Genomic DNA, 13,074 nt, shown 5'->3' on the forward strand with positions numbered 1-13,074 from the left:
ATCCGCTCAAATGAATGCAACTCAATACCTTGATTTTTAATTAATAACTAACCTTTCGCTTCGCTCATTCCGCCAACATAAGGCAGCAAGTCATGCCGATCAACCTATCAAGCATAGCCAACGAAGAAAACCTTAAAACGTCATTATTTGTCCTTTATCAGGACATAAATTTCTTATTATGCATATAGTCAAATAAATCTGATTCAGCCATCTATGGCAAAAATGAAAAAGCGAGGAAGAGTGACATGCGCGCACTGTTATTGGAACAACAAGACGATCAAACTCTGGCTCACATCAAAGACATCAACAGCGATCAACTGCCCGATGGCGATGTGACGATTGACGTCAACTGGTCCAGCCTTAACTATAAAGATGCACTGGCGATCACCGGCAAAGGCAAGATCATCCGCCAATTCCCTATGGTGCCTGGCATCGATTTCGCCGGTACGGTACGCGACAGCAAAGACCCGCGGTTTAAGGAAGGCCAGAGCGTGGTGCTCACCGGCTGGGGCGTCGGCGAAAATCACTGGGGCGGCCTGGCAGAGCAGGCACGGGTATCCGGCGAATGGCTGGTGCCGCTGCCGCATGGGTTGGATGAACGCAAAGCGATGATCCTCGGCACTGCGGGGTTTACCGCCATGTTATGCGTGATGGCGCTGGAGGAAGGCGGCGTACGACCGGATGACGGCGATATTCTGGTGACCGGCGCCAGCGGCGGCGTTGGCAGCGCGGCGATCGCCATTCTGACGGCGTTGGGCTATCACGTGACCGCGATCAGCGGCCGCGAAAGCAACACCGACTACCTGAAAGCGCTGGGTGCCAAAGAGGTGCTCTCGCGCAGCGGCTATCTGGAGGCGCCACGTCCGCTGGAGAAACAGCTGTGGGCCGGAGCGGTAGATACCGTTGGCGATACCTTGCTGGCGCGAGTGCTGGCACAGATGAACTATAACGGCGTCGTCGCCGCCTGCGGGCTGGCCGGCGGTTACCACCTGCCAACCACGGTGATGCCGTTTATTCTGCGCAACGTGCGCCTGCAGGGGGTAGACTCGGTACATACCCCGCTGCACCGCCGCCAAACCGCCTGGGAACGCCTGGCCGGCATTCTGCCGGACAGCTTCTACCAGCAGGCCACGCAGGAAATTACGCTGGAACAGGCACCGGCCACTGCCGCGGCGCTACTGGATAACCAGGTCACCGGCCGCACGCTGGTGAAAATCCGCTAAATCTGCTCGCCCCCCGGCAACGGGGGGAACCCGCTCTACGAAATTTCATATTTTCCTGCCGCCTCTCGCATAAGCCCTGCTTTCACGCCATGCTTACCTCTAATATCCCGGAGTATTGTAGAGGCACAGCATGCTGCGCCCGCGTTAATCGGGGCGAACATATTCGCCTGCCCCGGTAAGTCTGACCGGGGCAGGTTTGAATGCCCTATTTTGCAAGGCGACGGGTAAAAATGCGGAGAAAAACACCATGAGCAAATTCCCTAAACTGACCGAGGCCGATGTCACGCCCGAGAGCGTATTTCATCAGCGGCGCAAAGTGTTGCAGGCGTTAGGCATCACCGCCGCATCGCTGGCCCTGCCGCTTAACGCGCAGGCCGATGTGCTGTCATGGTTCAAAGGTAACGACAGGCCCAAAGCCCCGGCCGGCAAGCCGCTGGAATTCAGCAAACCGGCCGCCTGGCAGGCGCAACTGGCCATGACGCCCGAAGACAAGGTTTCCGGTTACAACAATTTTTACGAATTCGGCCTCGATAAGGCCGATCCCGCCGCCAATGCCGGGGGATTGAAAACCGAAGGCTGGAAGGTGCGCATCGACGGTGAAGTCGGTAAACCGATCACGCTGGATATCGATGATTTGATCAAACGCTTCCCACTGGAACAGCGCATCTACCGCATGCGCTGCGTGGAGGCCTGGTCGATGGTCGTCCCCTGGATTGGCTTTGAGTTGGGTAAACTCATCAAACTGGCGGAACCGAACAGCAATGCGCGCTACGTTGCCTTCCAGACGCTGTACGATCCGGAACAGATGCCGGGCCAGAAGGATCGTTTTATCGGCGGCGGCCTGAAGTATCCGTATGTCGAAGGGCTGCGTCTCGATGAGGCCATGAACCCGCTGGCTCTGCTGACCGTTGGCGTGTACGGCAAAACGCTGCCGCCGCAAAATGGCGCACCGCTGCGGCTGATCACCCCATGGAAATACGGTTTCAAAGGCATTAAATCGATTGTTCATATCCGCCTGGTGCGTGATCAACCGCCGACGACCTGGAATGAGTCTGCGCCAAATGAATACGGTTTCTACGCCAACGTGAACCCGCACGTCGATCATCCGCGCTGGTCGCAGGCCACCGAACGTTTTATCGGCTCCGGCGGCATTCTGGATGTCAAACGCCAACCGACGCTGCTGTTTAACGGCTATGCCGATCAGGTCGCGTCGTTGTATCGCGGGATGGACCTGCGGGAGAATTTCTAAGTGCGTTTGACTCCGCTTCACATCAAAGGGATCAAGGTCGCCATTTATCTGGCGGCATTCCTGCCGTTTCTCTGGCTGCTGTTGGCAGTGGATCAGGGCTGGTTCAGCGCCGATCCGGCCAAGGATATTCAGCATTTTACCGGCAGAATGACGCTGAAACTGCTGCTGGCGACCCTGATGATTGCCCCGCTGGCCCGCTATGCCCGCCAACCGCTGTTGATCCGCTGTCGCCGCCTGGTGGGGTTGTGGTGTTTTGCCTGGGGCACGCTGCATCTGATAAGCTATTCGACGCTCGAATTGGGGCTGAGCAATATCGGCCTGTTGGGGCGAGAACTGGTGACCCGCCCTTATCTGACGCTAGGCATTATCAGTTGGCTGATTTTGCTCGCTCTGGCCGCCACCTCTACGCTATGGGCAATGCGCAAACTGGGCGCCAAATGGCAAATGTTGCATAACTTCGTCTATCTGGCGGCGATATTGGCACCGATTCACTACCTGTGGTCGGTAAAAACCTTTTCGCCGCAGCCTTTCATTTACGCCCTGTTGGCTATACTGCTGCTGGCGCTGCGATACAAAAAATTCCGCAATTGGTGGCGTTAAAGGGCGGAACTTTTCTGTGTTCTACCCCTCATAATGCGATAACGCCATCGTCAGTTTGCCGATTTGGGGTTGAATATCTTCGCTGATAAGACCAGTATTTAGCTGCGAATTGCTACGATATCGTTATAATGCCCGGCCTTGCTCCTGTTCGCAGGGTGAATTTCCCCCTTAACAGGTGACAAATCGGTGACATCGGGTTATTTTCTACGATGATGGTTTTATTGCCGGAGATACCAGCACAATGGCAGACAAGTCTCACATTTTGCTTCTGAACGGCCCCAATCTGAATCTGCTGGGGACGCGTGAGCCGGAGAAGTACGGCAGCACGACGCTGACAGAGATAGTTAACGGATTGGAAAACCAGGCATCCGCGCTGGATATCACCCTGAGCCATCTGCAATCCAACGCCGAGTATCAGCTTATCGATCGCATACACCAGGCACGCGGCAACACGGATTTTATTCTGATCAACCCTGCCGCGTTCACGCATACCAGCGTGGCGCTGCGTGATGCATTGCTGGCGGTGCAGATCCCGTTTATCGAGATCCACCTCTCCAATGTGCACGCCCGCGAGCCTTTCCGCCATCATTCCTACCTTTCCGATGTTGCGGTAGGCGTGATTTGCGGCCTCGGCGCGGATGGCTACACATTTGCTTTACAGGCAGCGGTTAACCGTCTGTCAAAAACCCACTAATTGCTACGCAAAAAGAGTACGGAATCACACTCATGGATATTCGTAAAATCAAGAAACTGATCGAACTGGTTGAAGAATCAGGCATTTCTGAACTGGAAATCTCTGAAGGCGAAGAGTCGGTTCGCATCAGCCGTGCCGCTCCGGTGCAGGCTTACCCAATGATGCCACAGGCCTATGCCATGCCGGCACAGCAGCAGCCGGCTCTGGCTAACGCCGTTGCCAGCGCGCCTGCCGCAGAAGCTCCTGCAGCACCGGCGGCCATGAGTGGCCACATCGTCCGTTCCCCAATGGTCGGCACTTTCTACCGCACGCCAAGCCCGGATGCGAAAGCCTTCATCGAAGTCGGCCAGAAAGTGAACGCCGGCGACACTCTGTGCATCGTTGAAGCCATGAAAATGATGAACCAGATCGAAGCGGACAAATCCGGCGTTGTTAAAGCTATTCTGGTAGAAAACGGCCAACCGGTTGAATTTGACGAGCCACTGGTCGTCATCGAATAACGAGGCGAACATGCTTGATAAAATTGTTATCGCCAACCGCGGCGAGATCGCGCTTCGTATCCTGCGTGCTTGTAAAGAGCTGGGCATCAAAACCGTTGCCGTGCACTCCACAGCCGATCGCGATCTGAAACACGTACTGCTGGCTGACGAGACCGTCTGTATCGGTCCTGCGCCTTCGGTAAAAAGCTATTTGAACATCCCGGCAATCATCTCTGCGGCGGAAATTACCGGCGCAGTGGCGATCCACCCGGGTTACGGCTTCCTGTCCGAAAACGCCGACTTCGCCGAGCAGATCGAACGCTCCGGCTTTATCTTCATCGGCCCGAAAGCCGAAACCATCCGCCTGATGGGCGACAAGGTTTCTGCGATCAACGCCATGAAGAAAGCCGGCGTGCCTTGCGTCCCTGGCTCCGATGGCCCGCTGACCGACGACATGGATAAAAACCGTGCCTTCGCCAAGCGCATCGGCTACCCGGTGATCATCAAGGCGTCCGGCGGCGGCGGCGGCCGTGGTATGCGCGTTGTGCGCAGCGACAAAGATCTCGAACAGTCCATTTCCATGACCAAAGCGGAAGCCAAAGCGGCTTTCAACAATGACATGGTTTACATGGAAAAATACCTGGAAAACCCACGCCATATCGAAATTCAGATTTTGGCGGACGGCCAGGGCAACGCCATCTATCTGGCCGAGCGCGACTGCTCCATGCAGCGCCGCCACCAGAAAGTGGTTGAAGAGGCTCCGGCACCGGGCATCACCAGCGAAATGCGCCGTTACATCGGCGAGCGCTGTTCGAAGGCCTGTGTGGAAATCGGTTATCGCGGTGCAGGCACCTTCGAGTTCCTGTATGAAAACGGCGAGTTCTATTTCATCGAAATGAACACCCGTATTCAGGTTGAACACCCGGTTACCGAAATGATCACCGGCGTGGATCTGATCAAAGAGCAGCTGCGCATCGCTGCCGGTCAGCCGCTGTCGATCAAACAAGACGAAGTGAAGGTTCACGGCCACGCGGTGGAATGCCGTATCAACGCCGAAGACCCGAACACCTTCCTGCCGAGCCCGGGCAAGATCACCCGTTTCCATGCGCCAGGCGGTTTCGGCGTGCGTTGGGAATCTCATATTTACGCCGGTTATACCGTACCGCCGTACTATGATTCCATGATCGGCAAACTGATCACTTACGGTGAAAACCGTGACGTGGCCATTGCCCGCATGAAGAACGCCCTGGCTGAGCTGATCATCGATGGCATCAAAACCAACGTTGAACTGCAGCAAAAGATCATGAGCGACGAAAACTTCCAGCACGGTGGTACCAACATCCACTATCTGGAGAAGAAGCTGGGTATGCAGGAAACCTAAGGCAGGCTGCCCGTATTGCCTGACAGAAGGCCGGTTAATCACCGGCCTTTTTCTTTTTCATTTCAGGCCAGTAACGGCTTGGCAAAACGATAGCATGCCGTAGAATTCCCTACCTTTGATACATCCCTCACCCTAAACCTGTGGGAGACACTGATGGACAAACGCTTTATTCAGGCACACCGCGAAGCGCGCTGGGCGCTGGGGCTGACGCTGCTCTACCTGCTGGCCTGGTCGCTGGCGGCCTATCTGCCGGACAGCGATGCCGGCATCACCGGCCTGCCGCACTGGTTCGAAATGGCCTGCCTGCTGGTACCGCTGCTATTTATCGGCCTGTGCTGGCTGATGGTACGCGGCGTGTTCCGCGATATTTCGCTGGAGGATGGCGATGCAAACTGAAGTGATCCTGCCGTTGATCGCCTACCTGCTGCTGGTGTTCGGGCTGTCGGTGTACGCATACAGCCGGCGTCAGAGCGGCAACTTCCTCAGCGAATATTTCCTCGGTAACCGCTCAATGGGCGGCTTTGTGCTGGCCATGACGCTGACCGCGACCTATATCAGCGCCAGTTCATTCATCGGTGGCCCCGGTGCCGCCTACAAATACGGCCTTGGCTGGGTGCTGCTGGCCATGATCCAACTGCCTGCGGTGTGGCTGTCGCTCGGGGTGCTGGGTAAAAAGTTCGCCATTCTGGCGCGCCGCTACAACGCCATCACCCTGAACGACATGCTGTACGGCCGCTATCAAAGCCGCCTGTTGGTATGGCTGGCCAGCCTCAGCCTGCTGGTGGCTTTCCTGGGCGCCATGACGGTGCAATTTATCGGTGGCGCGCGCCTGCTGGAAACCGCCGCCGGTATCCCTTACGACACCGGTCTGCTGATTTTCGGCATCAGCATCGCGCTGTATACCGCCTTTGGCGGCTTCCGCGCCAGCGTGCTGAATGATGCCATGCAAGGGCTGGTGATGCTGATCGGCACCGTGCTGCTGCTGGTTGCGGTGATCCACGCCGCCGGCGGCCTGCACAGTGCGGTGGACAAGCTGCAACAGATCGACCCGGCGCTGGTCTCGCCTCAGGGCGGCGAACAGATCCTCAGCCTGCCCTTTATGGCATCGTTCTGGATCCTGGTGTGCTTTGGCGTGATTGGCCTGCCGCATACCGCGGTGCGCTGCATCTCATACAAAGACAGCAAAGCGGTACATCGCGGCATTATCCTCGGTACCATGGTGGTGGCGGTGCTGATGTTCGGCATGCATCTGGCCGGCGCGCTGGGCCGCGCGGTGTTGCCGGACCTGAAGATCCCCGATCAGGTGATCCCGACGCTGATGATTACCGTGCTGCCGCCGTATGCCGCCGGCATTTTCCTGGCCGCACCGATGGCGGCAATCATGTCGACGATTAACGCCCAACTGCTGCAATCTTCCGCCACTATCGTCAAAGATCTCTATCTTGGCGTGCGCCCGCAGCAAATGCAGAACGAAAGGTTGATCAAGCGTTTCTCCAGCCTGACCACGTTGATCCTCGGCCTGTTGGTGCTGCTGGCGGCCTGGCGACCGCCGGAAATGATCATCTGGCTGAATCTGCTGGCGTTTGGCGGCCTGGAGGCGGTATTCCTGTGGCCGCTGGTGCTTGGGCTGTACTGGGAGCGCGCCAACGCGCAGGGAGCGCTTAGCTCAATGGTGACGGGTGCGGTATGCTATACGCTATTGGCCAGCTTCAAGTTGCAGTTGGCGGGGTTGCACCCTATCGTGCCTTCGTTGTTGCTCAGCCTGCTGGCGTTTTATATCGGTAACGTCGTCGGCGAAAAGCGCCGGGTGGCGTCATCATTACCCTCTTAAAGAGAATAGCTATGCCTTGGATCCAACTAAAACTGAACACCACCGGCAGCCAGGCGGAAGACCTGAGCGACGCGCTGGTTGAAAGCGGCGCGGTATCCGTGACCTTCCAGGATACCCACGACAATCCGGTGTTCGAGCCGCTGCCGGGCGAAACCCTGCTGTGGGGCGATACCGATGTGATCGGGCTGTACGACGCGGAAACCGATATGGTCGAAGTGGTGGCGATACTGGAACAGCACCCGCTGCTGGGCGCCGGTTTCCGCCACAAGATTGAACAGCTGGAAGACAAGGACTGGGAACGCGAGTGGATGGACAACTTCCATCCGATGCGCTTTGGCGAGCGTCTGTGGATCTGCCCGAGCTGGCGCGACGTGCCCGATCCGGATGCGGTCAACGTGATGCTCGACCCGGGTCTGGCGTTTGGTACCGGCACCCACCCGACCACCGCGCTGTGCCTGCAGTGGCTGGATGGCCTCGATCTGGCCGGTAAGACCATTATCGACTTCGGCTGCGGCTCCGGCATTCTGGCGATTGCCGCACTGAAGCTCGGTGCAGAGCGCGCTATCGGCATCGATATCGATCCCCAGGCCATTCAGGCCAGCCGCGACAACGCGCAGCGTAACGGCGTTTCAGAGCGTCTGGAACTGTATCTGCCGAAAGACCAGCCGGCCGACCTGCTGGCAGACGTAGTGGTCGCCAACATTCTGGCCGGCCCCTTGCGCGAACTGGCGCCGCTGATCGGCTGCCTGCCGAAGTCCGGCGGCTACCTGGGCCTGTCCGGCGTGCTGGCCACCCAGGCGGCAAGCGTGGCGGAAGCCTATGAAGATAAATTCACGCTCGATCCGGTCGCAGAGCGCGAAGAATGGTGCCGCATTACCGGCCAGCGTAAATAATCACACCTTCCCTTCATGCAAAAATCCATCGGAAGTTACCCCTTTCGGTGGATTTTTTATTTCCTCCGAGCCTGACTGATTTATACCTATAGTTAGTAGGTGTATTCTCTTCTCCCTGACGCCAACGCCCACAGAGGCGACGGCGACTCTTCAGACAAACCTCACACCGTCGTTTTTAAAGGGAGTTAACATGAAAGGTCACTTATTGATTGCCGTGCTTTTAGCCGGCAGCTTTTCGGTCACTGCGGCTGAACAGGCGCATTGGGGCTATGATGGCCAGGAAGATCCGGCGCACTGGGGCAAGCTCTCTCCAGACTTCTCGCTGTGCGAAACCGGTAAAAACCAGTCCCCGGTCAATATCAAGGGTGCCCTGAAAACCCAACACGGCCAACTGCAATTGGCGTTCCAGCCAGGCAAACAGCAGATCGTCAACAACGGTCACACCCTGCAGGTCAACGTCAGCGGCGGCAATACATTGGTGCTGGATAACAATACCTTTACGCTGCAACAGTTCCACTTCCACGCCCCAAGCGAAAATGAAATTGACGGCAAACAGTTCCCGCTGGAGGGCCACTTTGTTTATAAAGGCAAAGAGGGGGAACTGGCGGTGCTGGCACTGATGTTCCAGCCAGGCAAAGCGAACGCGCAACTGGCGAAGGCCTGGCAACAGATACCGACCGCCGTCGATCAAACCGCTGTATTGAACGCTCCGCTGGATATCAAGGCCCTGCTGCCCAAGCAGTTTAACTTCTATCGCTTCAGCGGTTCGCTGACCACGCCACCCTGCTCCGAAGGGGTTAGCTGGATGGTGCTGGATAAACCGGTCAGCGCGTCGACCGAGCAGATCGCCCAATTCAAGGGCATAGTCCGGCATGCAAACAACCGCCCGATACAGCCGCTGAATGGCCGGGTCATCGTCGACTAAGGCTATCAGCAGGTTGCCGCCGGTTTTGGTCGCCGGCGGTGAATAAGCGCCTGTTTAGCCGCCCCAGCGCAAGGTGGTTCAGCGTAATTCCGCCTATTCTCAACGGAATGCCCTGAGAAACACCCTATATTGCCGCGGTTCTCCAGTGGAATCCGCACTGATTACAGATAAAATTCTGTTGTGTCGGGAATATTTTATTGCGCAAAAAACAAGCAAACCAAGTCAACTCATTGTTAAATATATACAATATTTTTATGAATCCTGACGCAGACCCTTTTCCCTGCCCGATAACGGCGAATTGGTCAAAGTTTGGCCTTTCATCTCAACGCAAAAATGCGTAATATACGCGCCCTTGCGGACACAGTATGGTTACTCTTTGTCTATGCGCATTGGACACCACCAGCTTACAAATTGCCTGATTGCGGCCCCTATGGCCGGCATTACAGATCGCCCGTTTAGAACCCTATGTCATGCAATGGGTGCTGGGATGGCTGTATCCGAAATGCTCTCCTCCAATCCGGAGGTATGGCGGACGGATAAGTCGCGTCTGCGTATGGTACATAGCGATGAACCAGGGATCCGTTCCGTGCAGATTGCCGGATGCGATCCCGATGATATGGCCGCCGCGGCGCGTATTAACGTGGCCAGCGGTGCACAGATCATCGACATCAATATGGGATGTCCGGCCAAAAAAGTGAACCGGAAGCTTGCAGGGTCTGCATTGCTGCAGTACCCGGATCTGGTTAAACAGATCCTCCACGCGGTGGTTAACGCAGTGGATGTGCCGGTAACGCTTAAGATTCGCACCGGCTGGGCGCCAGAACACCGTAACTGTGTAGAGATTGCCCAACTGGCCGAAGATTGTGGTATACAGGCCCTGACTATTCATGGCCGAACCCGTGCTTGCCTGTTCAACGGCAACGCGGAGTACGACAGCATTCGGGCAGTTAAGCAGAGTGTTTCCATTCCGATTATCGCGAATGGCGACATTACTGACCCGCATAAAGCCAGAGCAGTGCTCGACTACACCGGGGCCGATGCCCTGATGATAGGCCGTGCTGCTCAGGGGAGACCCTGGATCTTCCGGGAAATCCAGCATTATCTGGACACTGGGGAGTTGCTGCCACCTTTGCCGCTTGGCGAGGTTAAGCGCTTGTTGATAGGGCATATTCGGGAATTGCACGGCTTTTATGGCCAAGGCAAGGGATTCCGGATTGCTCGCAAGCACGTGTCCTGGTATCTCCAGGAACACGCCCCGAATGACCAGTTTCGGCGCACATTCAACGCCATAGAGGATGCCAGCGAACAGCTGGAGGCGTTGGAGGCATATTTCGAAAATCTTGCGTAACAAAAAAGAGCTGACAGAACTATGTTCGAACAACGCGTAAATTCTGACGTACTGACCGTTTCTACCGTGAACTCACAGGATCAAGTGACTCAAAAGCCTCTGCGTGACTCGGTTAAACAAGCACTGAAGAACTATTTTGCTCAACTGAATGGTCAGGACGTTAATGACTTGTATGAGCTGGTTTTGGCTGAAGTTGAACAGCCACTGTTGGACATGGTGATGCAATACACCCGTGGCAACCAAACCCGTGCTGCTCTGATGATGGGCATCAACCGTGGTACGCTGCGTAAGAAATTGAAAAAATACGGCATGAACTGATACTAGTCAGTTAACGTATTGAAAAAAGGCGCTTTTACCTCATTTGGTAAGCGCCTTTTTCTTTAACCTTGCACCGAATAAACCCAGCCGCAATGCGAATGAGAATATTCGCATGCCCCTCTTACTTCGTAGCCCGTATTGTGTGATACAATATGCATTCCTGGAGCCGCCTTCGCTGGCCTACAGCCATCCTTCCGAAGCCTGACAGCAGCGCGAACTGCCCCTTCGAGTGTAAAGATTTAGTCAATTATGGAATCTGGCTAAACCATAATGATGTCTGGGTGTCTTAGTAGTCGTATCGCAATCGAGTGGATCCTTTATGCGTTACAGGTTACTACCCCCTTATTGCATAAATGAGTTGATATGAAGCGTCCACAAAAATTCCGTTCGGCCCTGCTGCACCCGCGTTACTGGTTTACCTGGTTCGGTCTGGGCATTCTGTTCCTGCTGGTTCAACTGCCTTACCCGCTGCTGCACAAGCTCGGCGTATGGATGGGCCGCACCTCGATGCGTTTCCTGAAACGCCGCGTTTCCATCACCCGTCGTAATCTGGAGCTGTGTTTCCCGGATATGGACGAGGCGCAACGCGAGCGCAAAGTGATCGGCAATTTCGAATCCCTCGGCATGGGTCTGCTGGAAACCGGCATGGCCTGGTTTTGGTCGGATAAGCGAGTCAAACGCTGGTTCAACGTCTCCGGCATCAATCACCTGAAAATGGCGCAACAGAATGAGCGCGGCGTGCTGGTGATTGGCGTGCACTTTATGTCGCTGGAGCTGGGTGGCCGCGCTATGGGGCTGTGTCAGCCCATGATGGCGATGTACCGCCCACACAACAATAAAGCGATGGAATGGGCACAGACCAAAGGCCGCATGCGCTCCAACAAGGCCATGCTCGATCGCAAAGACCTGCGCGGCATGGTGCATGCCCTGAAACGCGGCGAGGCCGTTTGGTTCGCTCCGGATCAAGACTACGGCCCACGTGGCAGCGTATTCGCGCCGTTATTCGCCGTCGATCAGGCCGCCACCACCAGCGGCACCTTTATGCTGGCGCGTATGGCCAAGCCGGCGCTGGTTCCGGTGGTACTGATCCGCCGCGAGAAAGGCCGCGGCTATGACCTGTTGATCCAGCCTGCTCTGGAAGATTACCCGATAGGCGATGAACTCGCTGCAGCCACCTACATGAATAAAGTGGTGGAAAAAGAGATCATGCGCGCGCCGGAGCAGTACATGTGGCTGCATCGCCGCTTCAAAACCCGGCCGGCCGGCGCACCGTCGCTGTACTGAGCCCAGATGCTGTTTCCCAGCCCGGCCAAGACGCCGGGCTTTTTTGTGCGCTGCGTTTAAAAAACCTGCGGCCGGTCCTTCGGCTTTGCTGTAACCTCTTTTTTTACCCGTACAGGAAAAGGAAACGATGAAAACTCAAGTCCGCATTGCTCTGGTCGGTGACTACAAACCCCAGGCCGTATCTCACCAGGCTATCCCCGTCGCTCTCCAGCTCACCGCCGCACACCTTAACGTCGATATTCAATCCCACTGGCTGCCCACAGAAACCCTTACCGACACCTCGGTATTGCAAGATTATGATGCTATCTGGGTGGTACCCGGCAGCCCGTACAACCATGACGATGGCGTCTTTATGACCATTCGCCATGCACGCGAACAGAATATCCCCTTCCTCGGCTCCTGCGGTGGCTTCCAGTATGCGGTTGTGGAATACGCTCGTAATGTCATGGGATGGCACGATGCCGGGCATGCGGAAACCAACACCGGCGGCCGATTGGTTATCTCGCCATTGAGCTGTTCGCTGGTGGAAATCGACGGGGACATCATTTTCCAACCGGACACGCTGGTCGCCCGCGCTTACGGCAAGCTGGAAACGCATGAAGGCTACCACTGCAATTTCGGCGTTAACCCGGAGTTCGTTGCCGATCTGCAGCAACACCCGCTGATTATCAGTAGCCATGACCGCGAAGGTGACGTACGTTCGATAGAACTGCCGGGGCACCGTTTTTACGCCGCGACGCTGTTCCAGTCCGAACGAGCCGCGTTGCGCGATGAGCTGTCGCCTCTGGTGGTCGAATTGATTAAAACCGCGGCCAATGGCTGAAAAAAAGCCCTCATCAAGAGGGCTTT

General features: G+C 56.1%; 14 protein-coding genes. All 14 read left to right on the top strand.

Annotation, left to right across the window (positions count from 1 at the left end; translation table 11 throughout):
* Positions 1-245 precede the first annotated feature (245 nt).
* The 14 genes from acuI (at position 246) to D4100_RS23940 (ending at position 13,048) form a co-directional block, all read left to right on the top strand.
* A complete protein-coding gene (gene acuI / locus D4100_RS23875; protein ID WP_119805401.1) occupies positions 246-1,223 on the top strand; it encodes an acrylyl-CoA reductase (NADPH) in 978 nt (325 codons plus the stop codon).
* A 247-nt stretch (positions 1,224-1,470) separates the two neighbouring features.
* A complete protein-coding gene (gene msrP, locus D4100_RS23880) occupies positions 1,471-2,472 on the top strand; it encodes a protein-methionine-sulfoxide reductase catalytic subunit MsrP (RefSeq protein ID WP_065506658.1) in 1,002 nt (333 codons plus the stop codon).
* Positions 2,473-3,072: a protein-methionine-sulfoxide reductase heme-binding subunit MsrQ gene (gene msrQ, locus D4100_RS23885; RefSeq protein WP_065506659.1), complete on the top strand. Its 600-nt coding sequence runs from the start codon at positions 2,473-2,475 to the stop codon at positions 3,070-3,072. It begins immediately after the preceding gene.
* 241 nt (positions 3,073-3,313) lie between these two features.
* A complete protein-coding gene (gene aroQ / locus D4100_RS23890) occupies positions 3,314-3,766 on the top strand; it encodes a type II 3-dehydroquinate dehydratase (RefSeq protein WP_004948665.1) in 453 nt (150 codons plus the stop codon).
* A 32-nt stretch (positions 3,767-3,798) separates the two neighbouring features.
* Positions 3,799-4,266 carry an acetyl-CoA carboxylase biotin carboxyl carrier protein gene (gene accB, locus D4100_RS23895; protein WP_065506660.1) on the top strand — a complete coding sequence of 156 codons (468 nt, stop codon included), beginning with the start codon at positions 3,799-3,801 and terminating at the stop codon, positions 4,264-4,266.
* Positions 4,267-4,276: 10 nt separating this feature from the next.
* A complete protein-coding gene (gene accC, locus D4100_RS23900; protein WP_065506661.1) occupies positions 4,277-5,626 on the top strand; it encodes an acetyl-CoA carboxylase biotin carboxylase subunit in 1,350 nt (449 codons plus the stop codon).
* Between the two features lie 153 nt (positions 5,627-5,779).
* A complete protein-coding gene (locus D4100_RS23905) occupies positions 5,780-6,022 on the top strand; it encodes a YhdT family protein (RefSeq protein WP_065506662.1) in 243 nt (80 codons plus the stop codon).
* Positions 6,012-7,457 carry a sodium/pantothenate symporter gene (gene panF, locus D4100_RS23910; protein ID WP_065506663.1) on the top strand — a complete coding sequence of 482 codons (1,446 nt, stop codon included), beginning with the start codon at positions 6,012-6,014 and terminating at the stop codon, positions 7,455-7,457. Before D4100_RS23905 ends, panF begins: the two co-directional genes overlap by 11 nt.
* Positions 7,458-7,468: 11 nt before the next feature.
* A complete protein-coding gene (gene prmA, locus D4100_RS23915; protein WP_065506664.1) occupies positions 7,469-8,350 on the top strand; it encodes a 50S ribosomal protein L11 methyltransferase in 882 nt (293 codons plus the stop codon).
* 190 nt (positions 8,351-8,540) lie between these two features.
* On the top strand, positions 8,541-9,275 hold the full coding sequence (locus tag D4100_RS23920; protein ID WP_065506665.1) for a carbonic anhydrase: 735 nt from the start codon (positions 8,541-8,543) through the stop codon (positions 9,273-9,275).
* 382 nt (positions 9,276-9,657) lie between these two features.
* Positions 9,658-10,623: a tRNA dihydrouridine synthase DusB gene (gene dusB / locus D4100_RS23925; protein WP_037416196.1), complete on the top strand. Its 966-nt coding sequence runs from the start codon at positions 9,658-9,660 to the stop codon at positions 10,621-10,623.
* A gap of 21 nt (positions 10,624-10,644) precedes the next feature.
* Positions 10,645-10,941 carry a DNA-binding transcriptional regulator Fis gene (gene fis, locus D4100_RS23930; RefSeq protein ID WP_000462905.1) on the top strand — a complete coding sequence of 99 codons (297 nt, stop codon included), beginning with the start codon at positions 10,645-10,647 and terminating at the stop codon, positions 10,939-10,941.
* A 363-nt stretch (positions 10,942-11,304) separates the two neighbouring features.
* Positions 11,305-12,225 (top strand): kdo(2)-lipid IV(A) palmitoleoyltransferase, encoded by a 921-nt coding sequence (gene lpxP / locus D4100_RS23935; protein WP_065506666.1) that lies wholly within the window; start codon positions 11,305-11,307, stop codon positions 12,223-12,225.
* Positions 12,226-12,352: 127 nt separating this feature from the next.
* On the top strand, positions 12,353-13,048 hold the full coding sequence (locus D4100_RS23940) for a CTP synthase C-terminal region-related (seleno)protein (protein WP_119805402.1): 696 nt from the start codon (positions 12,353-12,355) through the stop codon (positions 13,046-13,048).
* The last annotated feature ends 26 nt before the right edge of the window (positions 13,049-13,074 follow it).

The organism is Serratia inhibens (assembly GCF_003591175.1).
GTDB classification, from domain to species: Bacteria; Pseudomonadota; Gammaproteobacteria; order Enterobacterales; family Enterobacteriaceae; genus Serratia; species Serratia inhibens.